Raw genomic sequence first — 25,961 nt, forward strand, 5'->3', positions numbered from 1 at the left:
CGGCTGTCCTGGCACTTCACCACCGAGGGCGGCCGCTTGTTGATCTTTCCGATCATGCGAGCCCTCTTCCCAGGATCCTTCGACCCGGTCACTCAAGGGCACCAGGACGTACTCCGGCGCGCTGCCCTCCTGTTCGACGAGGTCGTCGTGTGCGTGATGTTCAATGCGAACAAGACCGGCCGCTTCCCCATCACGGAACGGCTGGACCGGCTCCGCGCGGCAGCAACTGACTTGAGCAACGTCACGGTCGACTCCCACACCGGCGGCCTGCTGGTCGACTACTGCCGCCGAGGCGGAATCGACGTCGTCATCCGCGGAGTCCGCAGCGCTGCCGACCTGGACTACGAAATCCCGATGGCCCGCATGAACCACGAACTGGCCGAAGTCGAAACGTTCTTCATCACTGCAGACCCCGCCCCGGCCCACGTCTCCTCCACCCTCGTCACCGCGATGAGCCAACAGGACCGCGTCCCCGAATGATGATGTGAGCGAGCGTCGCGGATGTGGTGGTGCTCGGGATGCCCGGGCGTGGCCGAGTCCCACGTCCGGGACGCCTCCAGATCCGCAAGCTCCAGTCCGAAGCCGGCCAGGTAGAGCTGGGCCTGGTCGACGGTGGCGTCGGTGTCCTTCGCCAGCCCGGGGCCGACCTCGATCAAGACCCGCCCGTCGATGCCGTCGGTACGCTGCCGGACCGGGGCAGACCTCGCAGCCGTCGCGTACGTCGTCTGTGGTCAGCGCATGGCCGACGGGACGCCGGCCCTCCGACTCCTGCGGCCCCTCCTGCTCCGGGACCACCTGCTCGCACCCGCACTCCCAGGTCCGGGCCCGGGCCCGGACCTTCGTCCAGGCGAAGCGCTCGACAATCCATGGCTTTCATCACAATTTACCCATTTAGGAGAAGAGATCTGCCTATAAGTAGGTTCACAGACAGTTGCGCTCCTTCGGCGATCAACACAGGGATGCACAGACCAGCGACAGGGAGAAGCGCTTGATCACGCTGTACAGACGACGCACCGGGCGGATGGCTACGGCCGGAGTGCTCGGGGGCGTACTCGCAGTCACGGCCCTGGGCGGCACAAGTATCGCTGCCACCGGTGGCAACGATTCCGGGAACCAACCGACATCGCAGGCGCCGGTGAACAAGGCGGGCACCCAGGAAGCCTCCGACGCCCGAATAGAGATCACGCCCGGGCAAGGCGCCTACAACGTCGGGATCAACGGTCCGGTCGATGTAGCCGCCAGTAAGGGCAAGCTCACCAAGGTGACCATGACCGCTGTCGCGACCGGCGCCGAGATCCCGGGCACCCTGTCCGCGGACGGCACCGCCTGGAAGCCGAACGGCCGACTGGAGCGTGCCACCGAGTACCAGATCGCCGCAGAGGCCGAGGACGCCAAGGGCCGCTCCGCCACCGGTAACGCCACGATCACCACGGTCTCCCCGGCCAACGACTTCATCGGGCACCTCTCCCCCATGGACGGCTCGACCGTCGGCGTGGGCATGCCGGTGTCGGTCGACTTCAACACGGCGATCAGTGACAAGGCCGCCGTGGAGTCGGAGATCCAGGTCAGCTCCAGCAGCGGCCAGCGGGTCGTCGGTCACTGGTTCAACGACCACCGCCTGGACTTCCGCCCCGAGAAGTACTGGAAGTCCGGCTCCACCGTCACCGTCTCGCTCAACCGCCACGGCCTCCAGAAGACGGTCACGTTCAAGATCGGCCGAAGCCAGATCAGCACCGTGGACGCGAAGACGAAACAGATGACCGTCGTCCGGGACGGCAAGACGATCAAGACCATCCCGATCTCGTCAGGCAGCCTCGAGCACCCGACGTACAACGGCCAGATGGTGATCTCCGAGAAGTTCAAGCACATCCACATGAACGGCGCGAGCGTCGGCCTCACGGAGAAGGACGGCAAGCCCTCGTACGACATCAAGGCCGTACCGCACGCCATGCGCCTGACCGACTCGGGCACGTTCATCCACGGCAACTACTGGGGTACCGACTCGGTCTTCGGCAAGGTCAACACCAGCCACGGCTGCGTAGGCCTGAAGGATGTCAGGGGCGGCGGCGACGGCAGCCGGCCCGCCGCGTGGTTCTTCGACCACTCGATGATCGGTGACGTCGTGATCGTCAAGAACTCCACGGACAAGACCACGTTGGCCCCGGACAACGGCCTCAGCGACTGGAACATGCCGTGGAGCGAGTGGGTCGCGGGCGGCCCGACCACCTGACCTCACGCCGCTCCACGTGGTGGGAGGCCGACGGTGGCAGCGCACGCTCGTCCTGCTGCTGTCACTCCGCGCCGACTGGACGATCTCGGTAGGCGGCTGCACCCACTCCACCACCGTGGGCAGGGACCGCGCTCCTGCCGATCGGCGTTTCGGCTCCCGAGAGGCGCAACTCTCCCTATCGTGGGCTATGAGCCCGGCTGCCTACCAACGCAACATCGAACCGGAGTTGCAGGTCTATCGGCATGCGACGTGGGCCTCGGCAACCGGGATCCGTGCGATCAAGGTCGGTGAACAGGCCTCTGCTGTGGGTGACTTCACGTGGCCTGCGTCCGGCGAAGGGCCGTTCAGGGCGCGGCCGAAGGAGCGGTGTCGGGGCGGGCGTCGAGGGGGCAGGTGTTCGACAGGGTAGTGGGGTCTGCGTCGGAGGGCAGGGGGACGGTGTGGGAGACGGGCGGGCGGTGTCCCGTCGTGACCCATTTCTCCAGGGCGGTGAAGGCCGTGCGGTGGCAGGGCGCGAGCGGGCGCAGGCGGTCGGGGTAGGCGTCGAAGAGGGCGTCCGTGTGAGTGCCGCCCTCGATGCGGTAGTAACGGTGCAGTTGACCACGGCCGGCCCGGCGCACCATGCGGGCGTAGACGTCGGAGTCTCGTGCGATCGGCAGCAGGACGTCCAGGGTGCCGTGGAGAGTGATCAGCGGCTTTCCGATCCGACCGGTCAGAGCGATCTTCCGCACGGCTCTCAGGACCTCGCGGGGCCGGGCGGCATAGTCGTAGTCGGCGTCGCAGGCGGGCGTGCCGGGCACGCAGAAGGGCGTGCCCGCCTCGGTCGGGCCGTCGAAGCCGGGGTCCAGTTCCTCGCGGTAGATGCGCTGGGTCAGGTCCCAGTAGGCCTTGTGGTGGTACGGCCAGAGGAACTCGGATCCGGCCGGGAAGCCGGCGGCGTGCAGGGCTCCGCGCGCCGCGTCGGCTTCCTCTCCCCCGGCGGCGTACACCGGATAGGCGAGGAGTGCCGCGGGCAGGAAGTGGAGCAAGGTGGGACCGTCGGAGCGCCACAGGGTGCCCTCCCAGTCGACTCCCCCGTCGTAGAGTTCGGGGTGGTTCTCCAGCTGCCAGCGCACGAGGTATCCGCCGTTGGACATGCCGGTCACGAGCGTGCGTGACGACGGGCGGTGGTAGTGACGGACGATGGTGGCCCGGGCGGCCAGGGTGAGCTGGGTGAGCCGGTCGTTCCATTCGGCGATGGCGTCGCCCGGGTTCCTCCCGTCCCGGTAGAAGCCGAGGCCGGTGTTGCCTTTGTCGGTGGCTGCGTAGGCATAGCCGCGGGACAGCACCCGGTCGGCGATGGCCCTGTCGTTGGCGTACTGCTCCCGGTTGCCCGGGGTGCCGGCGACCACCAGGCCGCCGTTCCACCGGTCGGGCAGGCGGATCACGAACTGGGCGTCGTGGTTCCAGCCGTGGTTGGTGTTGGTGGTGGAGGTGTCGGGGAAGTATCCGTCGATCTGAACGCCGGGGACCCCGCTGGGGGCGGACAGGTCCTTGGAGGTCAGCCCCGCCCAGTCGGCCGGGTCGGTGTGGCCCGAGGTGACCGTCCCGGCCGTGGTCAGCTCGTCCAGGCAGGCGGCCTCCTGGTGCTCGGCCCCTGGCACGCGCACCTGGGAGAGCTGCGAGCAGTGGCCGTCACCCGAACTCGCCGGTGTCGCCGCGGCGGGCACGGGGGTGAGCATGAGGGCGGCCAGGGCGAGGGCCGCCGGTCCACATCGTCGCCACGGGCGTGGCAGCGGACGGAGCGAGGGACGCATGAATGAGCCTCCGTGATCGCTTACTGGGATGTCCGAGAGGCTATGGCGCGGCTTCTCTGCGAGATATGGGGCTGCCGCCCACCGTCCAGCGCCTCGGCAAGGCTGCGCACACCACCCGGCGTACGGCGGATCGGGTTCATTTCCGGGAAGTTCGGGCCCGGAGGCTCCTCCCCATACACGACCCGCCGTGGCCGGGCCATGTCCCGCCGTCACACGGGTTCTCGCCACGCGTGGCTGCCCCACCCATGCCGACGTCGGCGCGCGAGCACCGATGATGCATGCCACGCCGCCTCACCGGGGCCTGTCGGCGCCGGCGACGCGAAGCGTCCCCCCCACATCAGGAGGCAGTCTTCATGGGACAGTCGCATCCTGCGTTCCGTTTCTCCCGGAGCCTGTTCAGAGACCTGCGTCGCTGGGTCACCGCCGCCGCTGCGGCTGTGGCCCTGACCGGCGCTCTGCTCACCGTGAGCCCTCCCGCATCCGCCGCGGGTCTGACCCAGGTCACCGGGTTCGGCACCAACCCCGGCAGCCTGTCGATGTTCACCCACGCGCCTGCGGCACTGCCGTCCGGCGCTCCGCTGGTCGTCGCCCTGCACGGCTGCACCCAGAGTGCGAACGACTACTACGCGCACTCCGGCTGGCCCAAGTTCGCCGACGCCTACGGTTTCGCACTGGTCTTCCCCCAGACGACCAGTGCCAACAACGCCAACTCCTGCTTCAACTGGTTCGAGCCGGGTGACAGCGGCCGCGGTCGGGGCGAGGCACTGTCGATCAAGCAGATGGTGGACAAAGCCGTCTCCCTGTACGGCGGCGACACCCGTCGGGTCTACGTCACCGGCCTGTCCGCGGGCGGCGCCATGACCGCGAACATGCTGGCCGCCTATCCCGACGTCTTCGCGGGCGGGGCCATCGCCTCCGGGCTGCCCGCAGGCTGTGCGAGCACCGTGTCCGCTGCCTACACCTGCATGTACAGCCCGCCGGACAAGAGCCCGGCCCAGTGGGGGGACCTGGTACGTGCCGCCGCTCCGGCCGGCACGACCTCCTGGCCTCGTGTGGCGATCTGGCAGGGCACCGCCGACACCACGGTGCAGCCCGCCAACGCGACGGAGTTGCGCGAGCAGTGGACGAACGTATGGGGCGTCGGCCAGACGCCCTCCCGTACGCAGAGCCTCGGTGGGGGCACCACGCTGAGCATGTACGACGACGCCTCGGGACGTCCCGCCGTCGAGGTCTACTCCGTCTCCGCAATGGCGCACGGTCTGGCTGTCGACCCGGGCAGCGGCGCCGAGCAGTGCGGCAGCAGCGGCGCCTACTACCTCGACACCATCTGCTCGAGTTACCACACCGCCCGCTTCTTCGGGCTGGACGGCGACGAGAACAGCGGCACGCTGCCCGCGCCCACCGCACTGACGGTCACGGGGACCACCGACACCACCGTCTCCCTGAGCTGGGAGGCGGTCGACGGCGCGGCCTCGTACACGGTCTACCGCGGCGGCACGAAGGTGGGCAGCTCCACGTCGACCTCCTACACCGACACCGGCCTGGCCACGGGCACGACGTACAGCTACGCGGTTGCTGCTGTGGACCCGGCCCACAACTACGACCACACGGTCGCCGGACGCGCCTACCAGAGCGGCGGCTACACCTATGCCAAGGGTTCCGGTCAGGCCATGGGGTTGTGGAACACGTTCACGATCCACACCCTCGAGCAGACGGCGCCCGGACACTACGTCATCGACGACGCTGGCTGTTCAGCCTGAGGCGGATCACGAGCCGACAGGGTCCTCGAGTACGCCACAGAGCTGCGGGACACGGCCGGCGCGGCGCGCCGAACGGAAAGCCGGCCGGAGCGTCGGTGCGGTAGCGAGCACCTCCGGGGCAGGGCCGGAGCCTGGGGAAACGTGACAGTCGTACGTGCCTTCGCTGGTCGAGGTGGGCGCCGATAGGCCCGGCGGGTGATCGATACGGTGGACAGTGCCGCCGCGGTGCGCGATCGCCGGACGGCACACGACCGTCACCTCCCGCTGCGTCCGACGGCGGCGGGAGAAGCCTCTTGAGCGGTGCCGTCAGACGCCGCCGTCGGTCTCGCACAGCACCGCGCCCAGAACCTCGTTGCCCCGGGTGCCGTAGCCCGGGAAGGTGAGCATGTCGCCGGGAAACGCCACACGGCAGGGGACATCGGTCCCGTCGCGGTACACGACCGTCACGGTGTAGGCGCTGGAACAGCCGTTGGTGACGAACGTATAGCGCCAGTCGGCAGTGAAGCCCACACAGTCGGGTGCGCCGCCCCGGCCCTCCGCACCCTCCGGAGACGCGGCATCGGTCGCCGCTGCAGGCGTTGCCAGGGACAGAACCACTGCGGAGGTCAAGAAAGTTGAACGCAAAAACCGCATCATCGCGCTGCTTCCCTTCACTTGATGAACGGATGCCTTCAGCGTACGAGGCCGCGAAAGGGCATGAAAGACTTTGCGGCATTTTTTGAAATCTTGCGGTTCCTCTTTCAATGACTGCGGCCTGACGTTTCAACGCCTGAAAGAGCAGGTCAGAAAGCGGAGTTGCCGATACGTCAGTCCATACCGTTACCCGCGGGGAGAGTGGCCGGCCGGCACGAACGCCGCTGCCCTCGAGAAGATGGCAGGACTTACTCCTGTCACCGTGCCCAGTGCCGCCGAAAGACGAACCCGTTCCCTCAACGAGCGAAGCGGCCGCGACAAGGCCGCGAAGAGGCCGAAAGGGATCGGTCCTCGGTGCGTCCGGACTCCGTCCCCCGCACATGGACGTGCCCGTGCCGGGCGACCGGCACGGGCACGTCGTGCGTCGTCCTGTCAGCGCTTGAAGACCGCCACCGAACGCCCCGGCACCTCGAAGACACCTGTGCTCTTGGCGTAGGCGGCCGTCCTGACCACTCGGTCGGCACCGCCTGCCTGCACCGGATGCAGCCGGTAGTCGCCTCCGGCCAGCCCCGGCACTCGTTGGGTCCGGCGCTCGGCGGTGGCGTTGAAGACGACGACCAGGTCGCCGAGTCGCATCGTGACCACCCCTGGTGTCTCGTCACGACCGGACAGTGGGAAGGACAACGCCTCCTGTACCTGCTCGGCCGTGGTCGGTGCGAACGACTTCTCCGTCGTCCGGATCCGCAGCAGGTCGCGATAGGCGGCGGAAGCGCCCTCGATGTCCGTGCACCCCGGTGCCGGTACCGACCTGAGCAACGGCCCCGCATACCGCCATGTGGCATCGTTGGCCGCCGCCACCGGCAGACCTCGGCCGAACCCGTTGCCGTCCCGGCAGTCCCAGTGGACGGAGTCGAACCAGTCCCCGCTGTTGAAGGAGTCCCGGTCCAGTGACTTCGAGCGCAGGAGGTCGGAGCCGGCCTGGGAGAGCGCGGGCCCCTGCGAGAGCGCCGCGGTCGCCATCGCGAGCACCTGCATCCGGGCGCGGTCGGACCCGGACGTGTCCGGCGGCAGCTTGTAGGTGAGCGCGTCGTACAGGGACTCGTTGTCGTGGGCGTCGGCATAGGCGAGGGCGTCGCCGGGCGCGTCCGCGTAGCCGGCCGGGGCGCCGTTGTAGTCGACCTCGGCGCCGGTGACCTCCTTGCCGTCGGTGTCCGTGAAGCCGTACGAGGCGAGGTTGCCGCTCAGCCCGACCTTGATCAGGTCCTGGTAGTGCAGCAGTCGGGCCTTCTGCTCGGCCGAAGTGCCGTTGTTCGTGGATGAGTTGGGGTCGGTGTAGAGCCCGGACGCGAAGCCCTGGACGCCCGGGTCCTCGTCGAACGGCCCGCCGCCGCGCACGGCGTCACGCGCCCGGTCGGAGAAGGTCGCGACGCCCGTGCCCGCCATGTTCTTCTGGGTGGCCTGGACGAACCGGGCGTCGTCGGCGACCTCGCCGAAGTTCCAGCCCTCGCCGTAGAGGATGATCTTCTTGCCGTCGACACCGTCCTCGGCGAGGGTCAGCGCGTCCAGCGCCTTGCGCACCGCCAGGATGTTGGCCTTGGGGTGGTGTCCCATGAGATCGAAGCGGAAGCCGTCGACCTTGTACTCCTTGGCCCAGTATCTGCGCGCGCTCGAGCGGAACGGCTGCGGGTTTGGCGAGCGTGGACCACCCTGCGGGCGCCAGGGACCTGTCGTCCAGATCGACGACGAGACTGCGGGCGGAGTCGGCCGTCAGCGCCACCGACGGTGGGCAGCAGGTAGGCGCTGTCGCCGCCGATGAGCCAGACGTCCTTGCCGCGCGTGGCGAAGTCCAGGGACCGGTCGCTGGAGATGTCCTTCTCGTCGCCGTTGTGGACGATGTAACTGAGGGACGTCGCTCCGTCGGCGAGGGACACCTCGAAGGTCACTCCGAAGGAGTCCCTGCCGACCGGCTGCAACGGCTCGGACCAGTCCGTGGGGTTCGACGCGCCGGTCCAGGTGTGCAGGCCCCAGCCGTCGTAGTCGCCGTCGGCGCGGTGGTGGTGGAGGACGGCCTTCTTCTGATCCTGTGGCGGGTACGCACCCTCGGGAGCCGTCACCGCCTGCCCGTCCCTGCCCTGCTCGATCCAGACCTCGCCGGTCTCAGCCGTCACGATCGTGCGCTGTGGGCCGTCGGCGGCGCCGTCCTTCTCGACGGTGTACGTCACGTCGGCAGCGCTGTCGTCCAGCTTGACCCAGGCGAACGCGCCGTAGGCGTCGCGGCCTGTGAAGTCCGCCGTGCCGGCGCAGGACTTGAGCCGCACCCCGTCGTATGCGCCGTCCGTCCGCTTGTAGTGCACTACGGCGTGGTCACGGTCCACCGCGCTCGGCTTGGGCGTCTGCGGCGGCGGTCCGGTGGTGGTCGTGGCGGTGGCGCTCGCTGTGCGTCCGGCGCTGTCGACGACGACCGCCTAGTAACGCAGAGCCGTCCCGGCCGGCACCGTGCCGGGCAGATGCTGGGGACCTTGTACGGGGCGTGGTCGGCCGAACCCAGCGTCTGCCAGGGTCCGTTGCCGACCTGCGCGGCGAACACCACCCGGTTCAACCGTCCGCCGTCCACGTCCGCGGCGATCTCCACATCACCGGCGGCACCCGCGGCCGGCGCCCGCACCGACACCGACGGCCCGACGGCCGGGGACGACAGCGGCTTCGCCGCCTTAAGCACCACAGCAGACAGCGGCGGCACCTCCACCCTCACCTTCCTGTCACCGCCGCTGACGGGCCGGGCCGGGCCGACGACCCGTACACCCCGCGGAAGGCCATCCCGGCCGAATACGTCGGCACGGCCACGGTTCGCGCCTGCTCCGCGTTGTTGACAGCGACGACGTACTCCACACGTTCCTTGTCGTCCGTGCGCGAGAAGGCGTACACGCCTCGCCCGTCGTCGGCGTACCGCTCCTCCTGCACCCCGTCGCACAGCGCCGGATTCCGCTTCGTCAGCTGCGACAGCGAAGCGATCGCCTTGTACAGGGGATGTGTGGGGTCGTACGCGTCCGATGCATGGGTGCGGTCCGTGCCGATCTCGTCGTCGTCCAGGTAGTCCGCCACCTTCGACGCGAACATCGTCTGCCGGGCGCCCTTGTCCCCGCCCGGTCCGGTGAAGCCCTGCTCGTCGCCCGCGTAGATCACCGGGTTGCCCCGGGACAGGAACAGCAAGTTCCGAAAGCGACTCGACCCGGCCGTCGGAGGCGATGGTGACGTCGAGCCGTTCTCCGGCGACGGTGAGCGCGCCGACCGGAAGTGGGACTGTCGGCCGGAGACGGAGTCGGCCGGCGGGGACGTCGGGGTCCAGTCCGGTCAGCGCGGTCATGAGGGCGATGGCTGATGCCGCCGACCAGGCTTGTGGCGGCAGGCGGCCGGGTAGGGGACGGGGCCGGTGGTGTCCGCACGTGGCCGAAGCCGCCGGAGGCCGACGACTGGCCGCCCCCTCCTCACCTCAGGAGCACGCCGGAGGTGCCGAAGACGAGGGGAGAAGTCTTCGAACAGGCCCTGGCGCTCGGCGACGACCACGTCATCAAGCCGACCGACACGGCAGCGGCAGCGGACGAACCCTGGCCGCGGCTTGGCGCTCCATCGAACCGAGCGAACGGCTAGGCCAGCGGGTTCAGGAATGTCAGCACGGAGGCGTCCTCTTCGATCAGCGGGACGAGGACGGCGTTGAAAGGGCCGCCGTACGGGGCGTTCAGGTGTGCCTGGAAGGCGGCCTCGTCCCGGTACACCTCGAAGATCCAGAAGGCGCGCGGGTCGGCTGCCTTGGTGTACACCTCGAAGGCGATGTTGCCCTCTTCCTCGCGCACCTTCAGGGCATAGTCCCCGATCAGACGGGCGACCTCGTCCTCAGCTCCCTCTCGGGCGGTGAACTCGGCGAGCAGGGTCTTCTTCACGATGTCGTTCTCCTTGTCAGCGGTGGACGTCAGTCTCATGGGTCACTTGTGGGCGGAGCCGAGGTGCCAGACGACGGCCTTGTCCAGTCTCGCCGAGCCGTTCTCGGCGAAGACCCGCACTCCCTGGCTGGCGGGGGCGGGGAAGATCTGGTCGGTGATCGCTGCCTCGCCGCTGCCGCCGAAGACCTCGACCGAGGACCGGTCGACGAGGATCCGAAGCTTCACCTTGCCGTTCCCGGCCTTCAGCGGAGCGGTCTGGATGCCGGGGAAGGTGCTGTGGAAGTCGACGGCGCCGGAGTGGGTGCGGTCGACGTACAGCTCCTGCGTCGTGGTGTCGTAGCCGATGACGGTCTCCTCGCCATCGGCTCCCGTGCGCACCTTCAGGCCGAACCGGTCGGCGTCCCCGAGGGAGAACGTCGCCTCGATGTCGAGCGCCTGGCCCTCGGCCGCGGGACCGATCAGCGTCTTCGAGGTGTTCTCGACGGTGATGCCGGACGCGGACACCGCGTGCGGCTGCCGCAGGGACGTCACGCTGTTCACGGGCTCGCTGGTCAGCCGGATGCTGCCGTCGACCGTACGCAGGGCCATCTCCCGGGGGATGCTCTGCGCACCGCGCCACGGTGACGTGGGGATGACCCCGCCGTAGTCCCAGTTGTTCATCCAGCCGATCATGTACCGCTTGTCGTCCGGCGCGTTCTCCCAGGACACCGCCGCGTAGTAGTCCTTGCCGTAGTCGGCCCAGTCGGCGCGCTGCACGACGGACTTCGCGGCCGTGTCGGCGGCGGTGAACCGATCGGCGAGGAGATGGCCCCAGCCGGCGGTGTTCATGTCGACGATCTGGATCTGCGCCTGCTTGCCGGCGTAGGGGCGCATGTCGAAGGAGGCCCAGTCCAGGGTCTCGCTGTTGGACCCGGTGGCGCTGCGGACGACCTGGCCGTCGACGATCAGGTTGACGGCCGTCTCCTGGGAGACGGGCTGGGCCCGGGTGTCGGAGAGCATGATGTGATCGACGTTCAGGTGGCCCCAGCCGCCGCTGTTGTCGTCGACGATCTTGATCCGCGCCTTCTTGCCGGCCAGGTCCTTGACGTCCCAGGAGGCCCGGTTGAGTGCCTCGCCGTCCTGTCCGGTGGTACTGCGGACGACCTGGCCGTCGACGAGGAGTTCGACGGCGGTGGGGTTGTCCGAGCCGACGGGGTGGTTGCCGCCGCCGACCAGGAAGTTCACGTAGTCCTTGTCGATGGTGAACTCGGGCGAGGTCAGGGTGCCGGTGGTGGAGTCGCCGTTCAGGTAGCTGTTGACCAGGCCGCTGCCCAGGAAGCCGGAGACCTCCTGCTGGTCGGGGAGGGTGCCGGCGGCCGGTGCGGTGCCGAAGGCGTCGCCGGTGGTCGTCCAGCCGCCGTAGGTGCCGCCCTCGAAGTCGGCGAGGACCGTGCCCGCGGGCGGCGGGCCCTGGTCCACGACCGTTCCGTCCACGTGCGGGTGCCGACCGCCACCGACCTTGAAGTTCAGGTACTTGCTGTCGACGGTGAAGGAGGGCGAGGTCAGCGTTCCGGTGGTGGCGTCACCCGAGTGGAAGCTGTTGGCGAGGCCCTTGCCGTCGAAGCCGTCGACCGTGCCCTGACCCTCCACCGCCCCGGCTGCCGGCGCCTGTCCGAAGGCGGTGCCCGTGGCCGTCCACGAACCGAAGTCGGCGCCCTCGAAGTCCTGCACCACCGTGCCGGTCGGCGGAGTGTAGGTGCCCTTGTCGTCGGCGGTGAACTGCTTGCCGTCGAAGTCGCCGACGAAGTACTGGGCGGCCGAACCTCCGGCGATGCCCCCGGGATTGATGTTGACGACCAGCACCCACTTGATCTTCTTCTTGTCCCCGTCGACCGCCAGGGGGAACAGGTCGGGGCACTCCCACACCCCTCCCGTCGCTCCGGACGGACCGAACTCACTCTGCAGCTTCCAGTCCTTGAGGTTCTTGGACGAGTAGAACCGCACCTTGTGCTCGGCGGACAGCGACACCGTCATCAGCCAGCTCTTCGTCGGCGCGTACCACTGGACCTTGGGGTCGCGGAAGTCCTTGGAGCCGATGTCGATGACGGGATTGCCCTGATACCTGGTCCAGGTGCGGCCGCGGTCGGTGCTGTAGGCGAGCGACTGCGACTGGATGCCCGTGTCCTTGCCGTAGCTGGTGTAGATCGCCACCATGGCCGGGTTCTTCTTCGTGCCGAACCCGGTGGTGTTGTCCCGGTCGACGACCGCGCTGCCGGAGAACACCATCTCCTGGTCGTCGTGCGACAGGGCGAGCGGCAGCTGCTTCCAGTGCACGAGGTCCTCGCTCACCGCGTGACCCCAGGACATGTCGCCCCAGGAGTTGCCGTTGGGGTTGTACTGGTAGAAGAGGTGGTACTCGCCCTTGTAGTACACGAGGCCGTTGGGGTCGTTCATCCAGTTCTTCTCCGGCGTGAAGTGGAACTGGGGCCGGTAGGTCTCGGAGTACGGCCGGTTGTCGGCGGCTACGGCCCGGGGAGCGAGCGGGGTGGCGGAAAGGGCGCAGACGGTCGCCACGGCCGCGATCGTCCGTGTGCGGGCATGCCGGGATACACGTCCGGAGTTCATGCTGCCTCCTGTGCTGTGGCCGTCCGGTGGGTGGGGCCTGCGGCTCTGGGGGGATCGACCGAGGAGTGACGCCCTGGTTCGGCCTCGTCGTCCACGCCGCCGAACCAGGGTGTCATCGTTGACTTGTGTCATCGATGACATCGAGTGGCCCGATGATGAGCGAGATACGGCCGACGCGTCAACGGTTCGGACGGAACCGCCCGGCACGGCCCGCCCGCTCGTCAGGCGCCACCGGCGGCCGTGAGCTGTGCCAGCTGGTCCTGCCACGGCGGATTGGGGCCGGCGACCGAGCAGGTCAGGGCCGCGACCCGGGTGCCGAACCGGCAGGCCTCCGCGACCTGGTCGAGTTCGAGATCGGTCAGTCGGCCACCGAGGAGTCCGCGGGCGCCGAGGTGGTGCAGCAGGCCGGCGGTGAAGGAGTCCCCCGCGCCGACCGTGTCGACGACCCGCGTGGCCACCGCGGGCACCCGCAGCCGTTCACCGTCGAGTGAGGCCAGGGCACCGTCGGCGCCGAGTGTGATCACGACGAGCCGTACGCCCGCAGCGTGCCAGATGTCGCACGCCTGCTCGGGCGGGGTGCCCGGCAGGAGGAGTTCCAGGTCGTCCTCGCTCAGGCGCAGGATGTCGGCGAGACCGCACCACTGCGCCAGCCGGGCACGATAGGCCTCGGGGCGCACCAGGAGCGGCCGGACGTTGGGATCGATGCTGATGGTGGCCCGCGGGGCCGCCACCGCCAGGAACTCCTCCACCACCGCTCCGCCGGGCTCACGGACCAACGCCAGCGACCCGGTGTGCACACACGCGGTTCCGGACAGATCCACCCTCGCCAGTTCGCCCGGAGTCCACTGCCAGTCGGCCGTGTTCTGCGCGTGGAACGAGAACGCGGCCTGCCCGGTGGCGTCCAGCTCCGCCACGGCCAACGTGCTGGACTCGGCGGCGGCGACGGCATACGACAGGTCCACACCGGACGCCTCCAGGTGGGCCCGGAACAGGCGGCCGAACACATCGCCGGACAGCCGTGCCAGGAAGCGGGCCGAGGTGCCCAGCCGGGCCAGGGCCACCGCCGTATTCGCAGGTCCGCCGCCCGGCAACACCCGCAGGGCGAGTTCGTTCGAGGCGTTTGGCGGTTCGGTGAAGGCGTCGGCGACGCACTCCCCCAGAACGGTGATCTGACGCGGGCTCATGGGCTGCTCTCCCTCGGAAAGGGCTCGGAAAGACCGGGCAAAGGGGCCGCGCGGCAACACGGGCACTGACCGGCTGCGCGGCGACGGCGGCTACGGACGTTGCCGATTCGTGACGGGTAGAAGGCATTGACGTTGCCGGGATGCGGAGTCCATCATCCTCGCCAGGCAGTGTCAACGATGACATAAGTCAACGCTGACACTCCCGGGCGGCATGCTCTTATCCCAACCCCGTGCCGCCCGCTATCCCACAGGAGTCGATCATGTCTCGCACCACTCGCCTGTCCTCCTCCCTCCTCAGAGTCGCCGCGGTCACGGGTGTCGCGGCGCTCACCCTGACGGCCTGCGGGTCCGGCTCCGGTTCGGACTCCTCGAGCTCCGGCTCGGGCGAGGTCAAGGTCGGTCTGATCACCAAGACCGACACCAACCCGTTCTTCGTGAAGATGAAGGAGGGCGCGGAGAAGGCCGCCAAGGAGAACGGTGCCCAACTGTCCACCGCGGCGGGCAAGTTCGACGGGGACAACGCCGGGCAGGTCACCGCCATCGAGAACATGGTCGCCGCCGGCGTGAAGGGCATCCTGATCACGCCGAGCGACTCCAAGGCGATCGTGCCCGCGATCGAGAAGGCCCGTGCCAAGGGTGTCCTGGTCATCGCACTGGACACCCCGACCGAGCCGGAGAGCGCGGTCGACGCCCTCTTCGCCACCGACAACCTCAAGGCCGGCCAGCTGATCGGCGAGTACGCCAAGGCCGCGATGAAGGGCAAGACGGCGAAGATAGCCGCCCTCGACCTGGCGCCGGGCGTCTCCGTCGGCGTCCAGCGGCACGACGGTTTCCTCAAGGGCTTCGGCGCCACCGACAAGGACGTCGTGTGTGCGCAGGACACCGGTGGCGACCAGGCCAAGGGCCAGACCGCGATGGAGAACTGTCTCCAGAAGTCGCCCGACATCAACGTGGTCTACACCATCAACGAGCCGGCGGCCCTGGGCGCGTACACCGCTCTGAAGGCCAAGGGGCGGGAGAAGGACGTCCTGATCGTCTCCGTCGACGGCGGCTGCACCGGCACCCAGGCGGTCAAGGACGGCAAGATCGCCGCGACTTCGCAGCAGTACCCGCTGAAGATGGCCGCCGAGGGCGTGAAGGCCGTCGTGACGTACGCCAAGGACGGCAAGAAGGCGTCCGGTTACACCGACACCGGCGTCACGCTGATCACCGACAAGGCGCAGGACGGTGTCACGTCGAAGGACACCGGCTACGGCCTGGAGAACTGCTGGGGCTGAGCCCCCTCAGGACCGTACGACACTGCCAATCGCCTCAGCGGGGCGGTCGTCCCGCCTCCCCGACCTGGGACGGCCGCCCCTCTTGTCCCGGCGGCGGGGGCTTCGGCCCTCCGTGCTCCGACCAGGACATCTGTTCTTCCGACAAGGACTTCGCATGACAGCGACGACATCGCCGTACTCGGAACTCAAAGCACCGACCACGGCCCGCAGGCTGCTCACGGCGCCGACCACCGGCCCCCTGGTCGCCCTCCTCCTGGCCTGCGCCTTCTTCTCCTTCTCGACCGACCAGTTCCTGACCGGCGGGAACTTCTCGCTGATCGTGCAACAGGTCATGGTCGTGGGCACCCTCGCCATCGGGCAGACCTTGATCATCCTCACGGCGGGCATCGACCTGTCGTGCGGGGCGGTGATGGCGTTCGGCAGCATCGTGATCGCCAAGACGGCGGCCGAGGGCTCCGTACCCCCGCTCGTCGCGATCGCGCTGGGCCTGGTCGTATGCGGCGGATTCGGGCTGCTCAACGGGCTGCTGGTGCAGAAGATCCCGCTGCCGCCGTTCATCGTGACCCTCGGCATGCTCAACGTGGCGTTCGCGCTGACCCACATCTACTCCGAGGAGCAGACGGTCACCAGCCTGCCCGGCTCGCTGACAGCCCTCGGAGAGACCTTCCCGCTGGGCCACACGGACATCACCTACGGCTCCCTGGTCACCATCGCCCTGTTCCTCCTCCTCGCCTACGCGCTGAGCAGCACCGGCTGGGGCCGGCACGTCTACGCCCTGGGCAACAGCGCCGAGGCCGCCCGGCTGAACGGCATCCGCACCTCCCGCCTCACCATCGGCATCTACACCGTGGCCGGCCTGCTGTACGGCATCGCCGCCCTGCTCCTCATCTCCCGCACCGGAGTCGGCGACCCGCAGGCCGGGCAGACCGACAACCTCGACAGCATCACCGCCGTGGTCCTCGGCGGCACCAGCCTCTTCGGCGGCCGCGGCTCCGTCCTGGGCACCTTCATCGGTGTGCTCATCGTCGGTGTGTTCCGCAACGGCCTCCAGCTGATGGGCGTGGCCTCCATCTACCAGACGCTGATCACCGGCGTCCTGGTGATCCTCGCGGTGACCGTCGACCAGATCTCCCGGAGGAAGGCACGATGACCGCCACCACCGCCCTCACGCCCGTTCTGCAGGCCCGCGGCCTGGTCAAGCGGTACGGCCAGGTCACCGCCATCGACGGTGCCGACTTCGATCTGCTCCCCGGCGAGGTCCTCGCCGTCATCGGCGACAACGGCGCCGGCAAGACCAGCCTCATCAAGGCCCTCACCGGCGCGGTGGTCCCCGACGCGGGCGAGATAAGGCTCAACGGCGAACCCATCACCTTCTCCGGCCCGCAGAGTGCCCGCGCCCACGGCATCGAGACGGTCTATCAGGACCTCGCCGTGGCCGCCTCCATGGACATCGCCTCGAACATGTTCCTCGGGCGCGAGCTGCGCCGCCCCGGCGTCCTCGGCAGCGTCTTCCGCATGCTCGACAAGAAGCGCATGCGCCAGGAGGCTGCCGAGCACATGGCCGACCTGAAGATCGGCCTGCGCTCGCTGACGCAGTCGGTGGAGACGCTCTCCGGCGGACAGCGGCAGGCCGTGGCGGTCGCCCGCTCCGTCGCCTGGGCCAGCAGCGTCGTCGTCATGGACGAACCCACCGCCGCCCTGGGCGTCAAGGAGTCCGGCCAGGTTCTCGACCTCATCCGCCGGGTCCGGGACAAGGGCATGCCGGTCGTTCTGATCAGCCACAACATGCCCCACGTCTTCGAGATCGCCGACCGGATCCACATCCACCGCCTCGGCCGGCGCGCCGCCGTGATCAAGCCCTCCGACTACTCCATGGCCGAGGTCGTCGCCATCATGACCGGCGCTCTCACCGTCGACGAGGCCGGAGATACTGTCGTAGCGGATTCGGAGGCCGCGAAGGCCGCCGGAGTCCAGGCCACCTGACAGCACAACCCAGCTCTCGCATCTTCCGGCCGAGGCCGCGGCCGGAACCGAGAGCCCTCAGGAGACGGTTCCTCCATGGCAGCCAACCGCCGCCCCACCCTGGCCGACGTCGCCCGCGAAGTCGGAGTCAGCGCCAAGACGGTCTCCCGAGTCCTCAACGAGGACGGACCCGCCTCCGCGCAGACCAGGGAACAGGTGCTGGCCGCAGTGGCCAAGCTCGGCTTCCAGCCGAACCTCATGGCCCGCAACATCCGCGTCGGCGGCCCGGACACCACCATCGGCCTGGTCATTCCCGACCTCGCCAACCCCTTCTTCGGAGCCGTCGCCCGCGCCATCGAGGACACCGTCCGCGAGCGCGGACTGACCCTGCTCATGGGCTCCTCCGCGGACGACCCCGAGCGCGAACGCGCTCTGACGGACAAGTTCCTCGCCCGCCGCGTCAGCATCCTGATCGTCGTCCCGTCCGTCGGCGCCGACCACTCCCACCTCAAGTCCCACCGTACGGCGGGACTGCCCGTGATCTTCCTCGACCGACCCGGCGTCGGCCTCACCACGGACAGCATCGTCAGCTCCAACCGGACCGGAGCCCACGACGGCGTCGCCCACCTCGTCGCCCACGGGCACCGGCGCATCGGCTTCGTCGGCGACCTGCCCCCGAAGTTGTACACCCGGCGCGAACGTCTGGCCGGCTACCGCTCGGCGCTGGAGGAAGCCGACATCCCCCACGACCGCTCGCTCGTCACCAACGCCCACGACCAGCAGGGCGCCGAGGCCGCGACCGCCCAGCTCCTCGGCCTGGCCGACCCCCCCACGGCCCTGTTCGCCGGCAACAACATCATGGCGCTGGGCATCGTCGCCGAACTGGCCCGCAGCAAGCGCAAGGACATCGCCTTCGTCGCCTTCGACGAGGTGGCGCTCGCCGAGGCACTCGAGCCGGCTCTGACGGTCGTCGCGCAGGACGCGGAAGAACTCGGCAGGGCAGCGGCGACCACCGCCCTGACCCGCCTGGACGGGGACCGCTCCCGAGCCCGAACCATCACTGTCCCCACCCGTCTGATCGTCCGAGGCTCGGGCGAGCTCCCTGCCCCAACGCTGTAGGGGGCCGGACCTGGAGTCGGCGCCGAACTGCACGGCCGGGCTCGCTGGACTGCCGCTCTTCGGCGGGGCGAGTCTGCCGGTGGCACCGCCTGAGCAGCGAACCGGTCGTAGCCCCTGGACAGTTTCCAGTACGGGCAGTTTTTTTCCCGCACGCACCCTGCGGAGGGCCGCGGATCCACGCTCACGCTCCAGGAGAGCGGTCCGCCTCCCGCCGATCCCACCCGCACGAGCACCAGCACCGCGACGTCGTCGCCCGATACCAACGCGGCCAGGAGGCCGAGGCACGCGAACACCGACGCGATCACCGCGTCCACCAGGCGGGCTGCGACCCTGCGGCCCACCCTCGATCAGGGGGTGGTGGCACCCTGCACGAGTGGGTGACACACCGGCTGGACGCCCTCAGGAAGGTCGTCCGGATGAACCCAGCGAGCCTCCAAGATCTCAAGTGGGTCGATACGCAACTCACCGCCGAGCAGGCGCGCTTCATAGGCAACTTCCAGACGGGTACGGTACCCGCTGTTCAGCAGCACCAGGCGACCCGCCTCCACGTCCAGGTTCGTTTCCTCTTTGACCTCCCGCACCACGGTCCGTCGGAAGTCCTCACCTTTGTGCGCGAAGCCGCTCGGCAGTCCCCACTGTCGCCCCGGGGGCCACATCCGATGGCGGAGCAACAAGACCCGCCCCTGCTCGTCACGCACGACACCGGTCACACCCACCACGAATTTCGCGTTCAGCAGCCACACCAACCGGGTCTGCACCGGACGCAAGGCACGCCACACGCGGAAAAGAAGTCGCCTCACGGAGCCTCCGGGAGAGTGCGGGGAATGGTCGCGATCGCTGCACCGCAGCGGACACTACCCCGGCACCCTGGGGCCCTGACCGACCAGGGCCCCAGGGCACTTACACGCTCTGCTCCGAAATCCCGATGGTGCCCGGGGTCGAACACCCGGTCCGGAGCAAGTCGGTCGCGCCGAGGGCGAATACGGTGTTCGACGAGGCCTGAGCCGTGAGCGCCTCCTGCCCGGCACTCGAGGCTGCCGGGCCACAATCCGCGCGATTCTCCAACGCGTTGACAGGGAGGGACAACGGGCGTTGACTGACAGGACGGTGTATGGCATCGGTTTCGGACTCTCCGGACCGGCCCACCGCTCTCAGTTCGCCGGGACCCCGCGGATCGCAGAGACCCATGCGAACCGGAGGTTCTGCCGTGCTCTTGTGGATAGTGCTTTTCGTGCTGGTCCTGGTCGTTTTCGGGTTCGGCTTCACCCTGCACGTCCTCTGGTACGTCGCCGTGGCCCTGTTGATCCTCTGGGTGATCGGTTTCCTTGTGCGGGGACGGTTCAGCGGACGAAGCGCCGGCCGGAGTCATCGCTGAAACCTGGTGAAGCGAGGCCGACAGCCCCCGTGCCGACAAGTCGCGCTGCGGGCCCATGACCGAGCTGTGAGGCCAAGGAGGCAAAAAATGGCGCATGGATACCTACGCACCAAGACGTTCCAGAGCGCGTTCGAGGAGTCGAAGGGCCGGCCACTGGAAATCGGCGGCAAGACGGTCCATCTCGCCTACGACGTTCCGGTCGAGTGGCCGTCCACGCGGGCGGCTCTCTCCTTCACGTCCTTCACCGACACTCCCGTTCAGGGAGTGTGCCTTGCGATGTCGGAAGGAGAACTGGAGATCAACGGCCTCCGCACCCCGACTGCATGTCTGTGGGCCGACGCAGTCCCGGCCGTCGTGGAGATCCGATTCCTTCAGTTCCCCAACTCGTCGACCGCGCTCCGCGTGTGGAACTGCTGGCGCGGCACGACCGACGCCACGCTCACCTGGACCCGGAATGCCGGCCTGGTCGTAGAGGCCGCAGACGACGACATGTACCGCTTCGCATGCAGTGACGGCATCGGGCCGGCCGACTTCACCGACCTCACGTTCGACCTGAGGATCGAGACCGCGATCCAGGGCACCAGGGACATCACGAGCCTCGCCGGAAGGGGATGACCGTGGAAGAGAACATCTTCGGCAAGGAGGTCCTCGTACCCGCCGGAATCATCGTCCGTGTCGACCCGCAGGAGAAGCAGGTCTTCGTCGACCGCACCGAGGAGCAGATCAAGAGCGCTCCTGCCGTCGACAAGGGGAAGCACATCGGCGGCCAGACCTACCACGACCAGCTCAGCAACCACCACGGACGTCCGACACAGTCCTGACCCACTCGGGAACCGGCCTCCTCAAAGGACGCCCCACAGTTCCCGGCCGGGCAACCGGCCGGGCAACCGGCCGGGCACCGCTTCGCAGCCGGCCTGTTCAGCGATGTCGGCGAATCCGGAGCCGCTTGGCCAGGGCTGATGCCGCGGACCAGAGCACTCGCCATCAGCCGCGGAACAGCCGGACAAGGCCCCGCGAGTGACGAGTGATCAGGACTGTCCTGCTCCCCCGACATGGTGGTCAGCGGCGCGAGCGGTGATGCCGGCATCGGCTCGCTGAAGGCGGCCGGTCCGCCCGCTGTGAAGTCATCTGTATCCGGCAACCTGCTCTGTGTGGATACGCCGCTGGACCTGCCCATCCGTGCCTCGTGGGGTGCGCTGACCTCGAACGGTATCCACAACCTGCTTTCAGGACTACGCTGTTGAGTGACACCCCAGTCCCCGGTATCGATGCTGTGTCCAGCTCCCGGGGAGGCCCACTGTGTTCGTTCTGCTTCTGATCCTGATCGTGTCCCTGTTCGGCCTCGGTTTCCTTCACCCCTTCTGGTGGCTGGCCGCCTCGTTGCTCGTCTTCGCCACTGTCCGCCACGGCCGCGATCGTGGCGGCGGTAGCGGTCCAGCGGAGTACCGGGACTACGAGGAGCGGCGGGATCGTCAGGAACGCTGGGACCGCCGCTACAGCCGCCAGAACCGGGCGCGTTGGGAGCGTGAGGACCGTCGGGACCGCGAACGCCGCAGGTGACCGTGAAGTGGACCGGCGACCGGGAGGGCTACTGGACCGCTTCCGCCGGACCGGACCCATTCAGCCTGTCGAGAAGAGGTACGCCATGCAACGCACAACCGTGCTCCAGGAGGACTGGTGGAAGCTGCGGGCGGAGGCCACGTGGGGGAACCCGGCGACGGGAGAGGACATCGAGGTCTTGCGCGCCCAGAACGATCAGCTGCGGCGCGCGCTGGCCGGCCGCGCGGTCATCGACCAGGCCCGCGGCATGGTCATGGTCCTGACCCCCTGCACCCGCGGGGCGGCCAGAGGTCTGCTGGTGAACGTCTCACGTCAGTGCGACAGCAAACTTCCCGAGGTGGCCGCGGCCCTGGTCGCCGCCTGGGAGGGCAAGCCGCTCCCGGACCGGATGGAGCGGGCGCTACGACGTACGCTGCGCGACTTTCACGCACAGGGCCGGCAGTGCAACATCCGGCGGCCGGCCAGGTCGTCCAGGTAAGGAGAAGTCATGATTCACGCAGCCGACGTCCGGGAATGGCGCGACCGCGATGTCGTCGACGCCGAGTCTCGCAAGATCGGTGTGCTCGAGGCGGTCTACGTGGACACCACCACCGATGAGCCGGCCATGGCCACGGTACGGACCGGACTGCCCACCCGGCACCGCCTGGTCTTCGTACCCCTCGACGATGTGATCGCCGGTCCGGACTACCTCAAGATCAGCTACGCCAAGGCATTGGTGACGCAGGCCCCTTCGATCGGCGTGGACGACGTCCTGCCCGCTGATCAGGAGGAAGCGATCTTCAAGCACTACGGGCTGGCCTACCAGTGCGGCACGGCCGGAGAACGGCAACTGGCACGCCGCTGATCGCCTCCATGCAGGATGACCGCCCTGCTGGAAAGCGAGTCGGACCTCGACGTGACCGCGGGGCGGGAGTGGCCCGGATGCCGTCCGGCTCGCCCTCGCGCTGGGGCCCGACGTCGTCCTGCGGATCCGAGGTCCGCCGGCGGCGGCCGGGACATCGGCGGCATCGAGGCGGTGCGCCGGCCGTCCGCCGGAGTGGCCTGCCTGGCCATGGTGATGCTGACCAGCCGTTCCGACCGCATCGACGTCGTGCGCGCAGGCAGGCCCGAGCGCGGCTGCCGGGCAAGTCGGCGTCGCCGGCTGAGCCGCAGCCGTCCCCGATGCCGCCCGCCGAGCCCGTCTCGGCTTCAGCCCGTAGCGCGGGACGGGCCATCTCGACCGCCGCCCTGCCGCTCTCGGACATGATCGGTACGGTGATACCCGGAACGGTGAGAGGGGCGGCGGGACCGTGAGCGAGCAAGCGGGGATCGGGTCGGCGAAGGAGGCCGCGGACCACGAGTTGATCCTGGCCTTCGGACGGCTTCAGGGGGCGGCCAACCGGCTGGAGTACATCCTCGGGCGCGCACTCGAGGAGGAGTGCGGTGTCAGCCATCTGATGTTCGAGGTGCTGCTGATCCTCGGGCGGGCCGGCGCGCCGGGCCTGTCGATGCGTGCCATCGCCCAGGAACAGGTCCTGACGACGGGCGGCGCCACCCGTCTGGTGGACCGCATGGAGGCCGCGGGTCTGGTCACGCGCGCGGATTCCCCCGACGACCGGCGCGCGAAGCTGGTGCGGCTCACCCCGCTGGGCGAGGAGACGACGGTTCGCGCCTCACGCGTGCACGTGGAGAACATCGAGCGGTATTTCATGGAGCCGCTTCCGGCGGAGGACCGTCGGCGGTTCACCGAAGACCTTCGCCTCCTCAGCCACTCGGCCCGGGACGTGTTGCCCCGCCTGCCTTGACCTGCGCCGAGGGCTCAGCACCGGCAAGACGCTGACCACCGGCCTGTGGCAGGCCGAGCACCGTGCCCTGCTCGGCGGCGTCCTGCTGTTCCTTGTCGTTCTGCAGCAGGACGAGGGCGTTGTCGGCGACCTTCCGGGCGAGTTCCCGGTGATCCCGCGATTCGATGACGTCCTTGCCGATGTTGGTGTAGGGCACCTTCTCCGGCGCGTCGAACTCACCCGTCCTCATGCGCAGGGTGAACAGGTGGACCAGGGCGCCGTCGATGACGCCCTCGCTGAGGACGCCGGCCTCGATGGCCGCGCGCAGGTTCGGTGCCGTGGCCTCCTCGCCGGTGCAGTTGATGTGGGTGCCGGACCGCAGCACGGTTCGATCGCGGCATCCGCGATCTTGCCGCTTCCCGAAGGTAAAGCGCTCTCACGTGGATGCTCTCGCGCATCGGGCGCAATCGGCGTGTTTGCACTGTGCAGTCACAACTTGGAGGGACATGGGAGCGTCGCTCGCGACACAGCGGAGAGGAGGGACGATCGCTGGATACCGGCCGTGATCTTCCCTGGAACGCGGAGCCTCGGTAGGTCCCTGATCAACAAGCTCCGGCCAGGTGCCGTGACAAGCGTGGCAGTCTCAGTGTCCTCGTCCTGCTCGACCTGGTCGGCTCCCGGCCGACGCCGCGCTAACCGGCCGCGGACCGGACGAGGCCGCGCCGTCCCGCAGCCGCCCCCGGCCCTGGCCCTGCTCCGCGAGCCGTGAGCGGGCAGGGCGCCGCAGGTCAGGACTGTGCACGGTGTTGCTGTTCGGGCTCCGCGGCCCCCGTCGGCTCCGGCACGGTCATGTCCAGCAGGAGCACGGCGTCGTGGTCGGGGGTTCCGGGTTCGGCGGTGTAGACGCCGAGGCGCTGCCCCGGGGTGTCCTCGAGGAAGTACCCGGTCCTCCAACGGCAGACTCCACGGTCGACCCCTGCGAACTGCGTCCGCCCCGCCGCGCCGCAGCATCGTCACCAACTTGCTGAAACAGCGCGGGCTCAGCCCGGTGAACGGAGTTATCCACGCCGGCTGCGTAGCCGTGATCACAGCAGTCACGGCTGGATCGTTCCAAACACCACCCCTCGCCGTTGGAAATTGTTGTGTGGGTCAAGGCGCCAGCGCGGTGGCCACCTGAGCCAAGCGATCGGCTGACAAGGCGAAGAGGTTGGTGGGGTTGCGGAAGGAGTACTCGCCATCGTTCACGGAGAATCCGTGCCCGGCTACCGTCCAGCGCGCGGGGCCGGGGGCCCCTTGATCCTCCAGGAGAACAGAGGCGAGGGTCTCGGGGTCTTCCACACTCGTGCGGGCGCGTAGCGCACCAGCCAGGCGGCCAACAGCGTCGTCGGGTACTGCATCGTCGCCGAACGCAGGCAGCAGGAGCAACAGACGGGAATGGGGATCGGTGGTGCTGCCGCCGGGCAGCATGTTGTCCGCAGCTGCTACGAGTTCAGGCCAGGACAGGCCCGGACCCATGAAGTGCCCGTCATCGCGGGCGAGGACCTCGGCCTGGACCCAGTCGGGGTGGTGGAGAAGGTAGTCGGTTCCGGTGTCGTCCGGGACAGTCCGGTAGACCACGTGAAGACGGTGATCAGCAGCGAGCGGAACCGTGAATGCCGGCCACTCGGCCCGCTCCCAGAGCTGCCGCTGGAAGTCGCCGGCCGCGTCATAGTCCGCGCCGAACAGCAGTTCCTCGGCCTCCTCGCTCTGGATACAGGAGTAGAGGTGCCCCAGCCAGAAGAGCGGCTCGTCCAAGAGCCCGACCTGGTACGTCAGGGGACCACCGTCGTAACCCGCTATCCAGGCAGGATGCAGATCTGCACTGTTCATCACGGAGGACATCATGCCGCCCTGGCTCCGCGTCCTCGAGGCCAGGCCCCTGGAATGGGACGTCAAACGACTCTCGGCGAGCCTAGTCATCTCGGGCCGGGCGAACGGCTTCGACGACGAGCGCGCCTGCACCGTCAGCTCTACGGTCCGTGCGCCACGTTCGCCGAGGCCTACGCCGACCAGAACGAACGCGACCACCAGGCGGCCCTGGCCGACGCCGTACGGACAGGCCGGCTACCCGCGGAGGAGCTGCCGACGGCCTGACCCGGGGCCTGGGCGTGATGCGTGCGCGGGGAGCGCCAACACTGCCTTGGCCATACCCGACGACCTCGACCGCTCACTCCACCGCAAGTTGCGCAGGATCCAGCTCCGGCCCCACTTGATCAACGGGTGGTGCCTCACCGCCACCGGCCTGGCTACTACCAACCCGCCGCCCCCATGAGGACCTCAGCAGGATGCGTCCCAGTAACACTTGGCGTCCGCCTTCAACCCGATCATCAGGCACCCGATGGTGAGAGGCGGTTGCGTGTTTCAGGGAGCGCCGCAGCTGGTGGCTCCGCCAGGGCAGGTGCCGCTGTCGTTGGACGTGAGACCCACGATCCCCAGCACCAGGACGATGAGAGCCAGGATGATCAAGGGCACGTTGTCTGCAGCACAACTGCCGTGCTCGCGCGGAGGTTTCGGAGTGCTGAGCTGTGGACCCGCCTTGTCGCGTGCGGGCTCGGCACCGGGCCCGTCGTGTCCCGCTGTCGCCATCGGGTCACCCACCGTCGTTGTCCCCCTTCATGATGACACGGCATCGGACCTCACCCGTCAACCCCCCCTTCCCGTGCGGGCTCTTCGAGGAGTTCGCATCGTTCGGGTCCTGTCTGTGCCTGGGCAGGTACAGGG

23 protein-coding genes and 5 pseudogenes are annotated in these 25,961 nt (G+C 68.7%); 16 read left to right on the top strand and 12 right to left on the bottom strand.

Annotated features, from left to right (window positions below; genetic code table 11):
- Positions 1-54: 54 nt before the first annotated feature.
- Positions 55-480, top strand: coding sequence for a pantetheine-phosphate adenylyltransferase (coaD, locus tag OG736_RS01180; RefSeq protein ID WP_327180677.1), 426 nt, complete (start codon positions 55-57; stop codon positions 478-480).
- Between the two features lie 17 nt (positions 481-497).
- Here coaD and OG736_RS47190 read toward each other — a convergent pair.
- A pseudogene (locus OG736_RS47190) lies at positions 498-599 on the bottom strand (hypothetical protein); the annotation flags it as partial.
- Positions 600-1,021: 422 nt separating this feature from the next.
- Between OG736_RS47190 and OG736_RS01185 the strand changes: the two are divergent.
- Entirely contained in the window at positions 1,022-2,230 is a 1,209-nt protein-coding gene (locus tag OG736_RS01185) for a L,D-transpeptidase (protein ID WP_327187483.1), read from the top strand.
- 344 nt (positions 2,231-2,574) lie between these two features.
- Here OG736_RS01185 and OG736_RS01190 read toward each other — a convergent pair whose 3' ends face one another.
- Entirely contained in the window at positions 2,575-4,026 is a 1,452-nt protein-coding gene (locus OG736_RS01190) for a tannase/feruloyl esterase family alpha/beta hydrolase (protein WP_327180678.1), read from the bottom strand.
- Positions 4,027-4,379: 353 nt separating this feature from the next.
- Between OG736_RS01190 and OG736_RS01195 the strand changes: the two genes are divergently transcribed.
- Positions 4,380-5,786, top strand: a complete 1,407-nt coding sequence (locus OG736_RS01195; RefSeq protein ID WP_327180679.1) for an extracellular catalytic domain type 1 short-chain-length polyhydroxyalkanoate depolymerase — start codon at positions 4,380-4,382, stop codon at positions 5,784-5,786.
- Positions 5,787-6,092: 306 nt separating this feature from the next.
- Here the strand turns inward: OG736_RS01195 and OG736_RS01200 are convergent, their stop codons facing one another.
- The 5 genes and pseudogenes from OG736_RS01200 to OG736_RS01220 form a co-directional block, all read right to left on the bottom strand.
- Positions 6,093-6,530, bottom strand: coding sequence for an alpha-amylase inhibitor (locus tag OG736_RS01200; RefSeq protein WP_327180680.1), 438 nt, complete (start codon positions 6,528-6,530; stop codon positions 6,093-6,095).
- 321 nt (positions 6,531-6,851) lie between these two features.
- Positions 6,852-9,629: pseudogene (locus OG736_RS01205) on the bottom strand (alpha-1,6-glucosidase domain-containing protein); the annotation flags it as partial.
- Between the two features lie 434 nt (positions 9,630-10,063).
- Positions 10,064-10,357, bottom strand: a complete 294-nt coding sequence (locus OG736_RS01210; RefSeq protein WP_327187484.1) for a putative quinol monooxygenase — start codon at positions 10,355-10,357, stop codon at positions 10,064-10,066.
- Between the two features lie 42 nt (positions 10,358-10,399).
- Positions 10,400-12,961 carry a GH32 C-terminal domain-containing protein gene (locus OG736_RS01215; protein WP_327180681.1) on the bottom strand — a complete coding sequence of 854 codons (2,562 nt, stop codon included), beginning with the start codon at positions 12,959-12,961 and terminating at the stop codon, positions 10,400-10,402.
- A gap of 221 nt (positions 12,962-13,182) precedes the next feature.
- Positions 13,183-14,145, bottom strand: coding sequence for a carbohydrate kinase family protein (locus OG736_RS01220; protein WP_327180682.1), 963 nt, complete (start codon positions 14,143-14,145; stop codon positions 13,183-13,185).
- Positions 14,146-14,405: 260 nt separating this feature from the next.
- Here OG736_RS01220 and OG736_RS01225 point away from each other — a divergent pair, with 260 nt between their 5' ends.
- The 4 genes from OG736_RS01225 to OG736_RS01240 all read left to right on the top strand — a co-directional run bounded on the left by OG736_RS01225 (position 14,406) and on the right by OG736_RS01240 (position 18,503).
- The gene (locus tag OG736_RS01225) at positions 14,406-15,422 is read left to right on the top strand and encodes a sugar ABC transporter substrate-binding protein (protein ID WP_327180683.1); all 1,017 of its coding nucleotides are present in this window, start codon (positions 14,406-14,408) and stop codon (positions 15,420-15,422) included.
- Between the two features lie 154 nt (positions 15,423-15,576).
- Entirely contained in the window at positions 15,577-16,572 is a 996-nt protein-coding gene (locus OG736_RS01230; protein WP_327180684.1) for an ABC transporter permease, read from the top strand.
- A complete protein-coding gene (locus tag OG736_RS01235) occupies positions 16,569-17,405 on the top strand; it encodes an ATP-binding cassette domain-containing protein (protein ID WP_327180685.1) in 837 nt (278 codons plus the stop codon). The genes OG736_RS01230 and OG736_RS01235 overlap by 4 nt, the downstream gene beginning before the upstream one ends.
- A 75-nt stretch (positions 17,406-17,480) precedes the next feature.
- Positions 17,481-18,503: a LacI family DNA-binding transcriptional regulator gene (locus OG736_RS01240; RefSeq protein ID WP_327180686.1), complete on the top strand. Its 1,023-nt coding sequence runs from the start codon at positions 17,481-17,483 to the stop codon at positions 18,501-18,503.
- Positions 18,504-18,850: 347 nt separating this feature from the next.
- On the opposite strand, the gene OG736_RS01245 is transcribed toward OG736_RS01240, so the two are convergent.
- Positions 18,851-19,303 (bottom strand): NUDIX hydrolase, encoded by a 453-nt coding sequence (locus OG736_RS01245; RefSeq protein ID WP_327180687.1) that lies wholly within the window; start codon positions 19,301-19,303, stop codon positions 18,851-18,853.
- Between the two features lie 407 nt (positions 19,304-19,710).
- Between OG736_RS01245 and OG736_RS01250 the strand changes: the two genes are divergently transcribed.
- The 8 genes from OG736_RS01250 to OG736_RS01285 all read left to right on the top strand — a co-directional run bounded on the left by OG736_RS01250 (position 19,711) and on the right by OG736_RS01285 (position 23,222).
- Positions 19,711-19,878, top strand: coding sequence for a hydrophobic protein (locus OG736_RS01250; protein WP_327180688.1), 168 nt, complete (start codon positions 19,711-19,713; stop codon positions 19,876-19,878).
- An 87-nt stretch (positions 19,879-19,965) separates the two neighbouring features.
- Positions 19,966-20,493 carry a hypothetical protein gene (locus tag OG736_RS01255; protein ID WP_327180689.1) on the top strand — a complete coding sequence of 176 codons (528 nt, stop codon included), beginning with the start codon at positions 19,966-19,968 and terminating at the stop codon, positions 20,491-20,493.
- Positions 20,494-20,495: 2 nt separating this feature from the next.
- Entirely contained in the window at positions 20,496-20,699 is a 204-nt protein-coding gene (locus OG736_RS01260; protein ID WP_327180690.1) for a hypothetical protein, read from the top strand.
- A 231-nt stretch (positions 20,700-20,930) separates the two neighbouring features.
- Complete coding sequence (locus OG736_RS01265; protein WP_327180691.1) at positions 20,931-21,122, top strand: hypothetical protein; 192 nt, start codon at positions 20,931-20,933, stop codon at positions 21,120-21,122.
- A 55-nt stretch (positions 21,123-21,177) separates the two neighbouring features.
- Entirely contained in the window at positions 21,178-21,438 is a 261-nt protein-coding gene (locus OG736_RS01270) for a hypothetical protein (RefSeq protein WP_327180692.1), read from the top strand.
- Between the two features lie 85 nt (positions 21,439-21,523).
- On the top strand, positions 21,524-21,916 hold the full coding sequence (locus tag OG736_RS01275; RefSeq protein ID WP_327180693.1) for an ANTAR domain-containing protein: 393 nt from the start codon (positions 21,524-21,526) through the stop codon (positions 21,914-21,916).
- A 9-nt stretch (positions 21,917-21,925) separates the two neighbouring features.
- Positions 21,926-22,282, top strand: a complete 357-nt coding sequence (locus OG736_RS01280; protein WP_327180694.1) for a PRC-barrel domain-containing protein — start codon at positions 21,926-21,928, stop codon at positions 22,280-22,282.
- A 445-nt stretch (positions 22,283-22,727) separates the two neighbouring features.
- Positions 22,728-23,222 carry a MarR family winged helix-turn-helix transcriptional regulator gene (locus tag OG736_RS01285; protein WP_327180695.1) on the top strand — a complete coding sequence of 165 codons (495 nt, stop codon included), beginning with the start codon at positions 22,728-22,730 and terminating at the stop codon, positions 23,220-23,222.
- Here OG736_RS01285 and OG736_RS01290 read toward each other — a convergent pair.
- The 4 genes and pseudogenes from OG736_RS01290 to OG736_RS01305 form a co-directional block, all read right to left on the bottom strand.
- The gene (locus tag OG736_RS01290) at positions 23,182-23,586 is read right to left on the bottom strand and encodes a hypothetical protein (protein WP_327180696.1); all 405 of its coding nucleotides are present in this window, start codon (positions 23,584-23,586) and stop codon (positions 23,182-23,184) included. The two genes, OG736_RS01285 and OG736_RS01290, sit on opposite strands and share 41 nt — an antisense overlap.
- Before the next feature lie 403 nt (positions 23,587-23,989).
- Positions 23,990-24,136: pseudogene (locus tag OG736_RS01295) on the bottom strand (transcriptional regulator); the annotation flags it as partial.
- Between the two features lies 1 nt (position 24,137).
- Positions 24,138-24,299: pseudogene (locus tag OG736_RS01300) on the bottom strand (IS5/IS1182 family transposase); the annotation flags it as partial.
- A 51-nt stretch (positions 24,300-24,350) separates the two neighbouring features.
- A complete protein-coding gene (locus OG736_RS01305; RefSeq protein WP_327187485.1) occupies positions 24,351-25,070 on the bottom strand; it encodes a hypothetical protein in 720 nt (239 codons plus the stop codon).
- A gap of 46 nt (positions 25,071-25,116) precedes the next feature.
- On the opposite strand from OG736_RS01305, the pseudogene OG736_RS47195 reads away from it, so the two are divergent.
- Positions 25,117-25,230: pseudogene (locus OG736_RS47195) on the top strand (DUF2252 family protein); the annotation flags it as partial.
- Positions 25,231-25,961: the final 731 nt, after the last annotated feature.

Source organism: Streptomyces sp. NBC_01334, from assembly GCF_035983595.1.
GTDB classification, from domain to species: domain Bacteria; phylum Actinomycetota; class Actinomycetes; order Streptomycetales; family Streptomycetaceae; genus Streptomyces; species Streptomyces coriariae.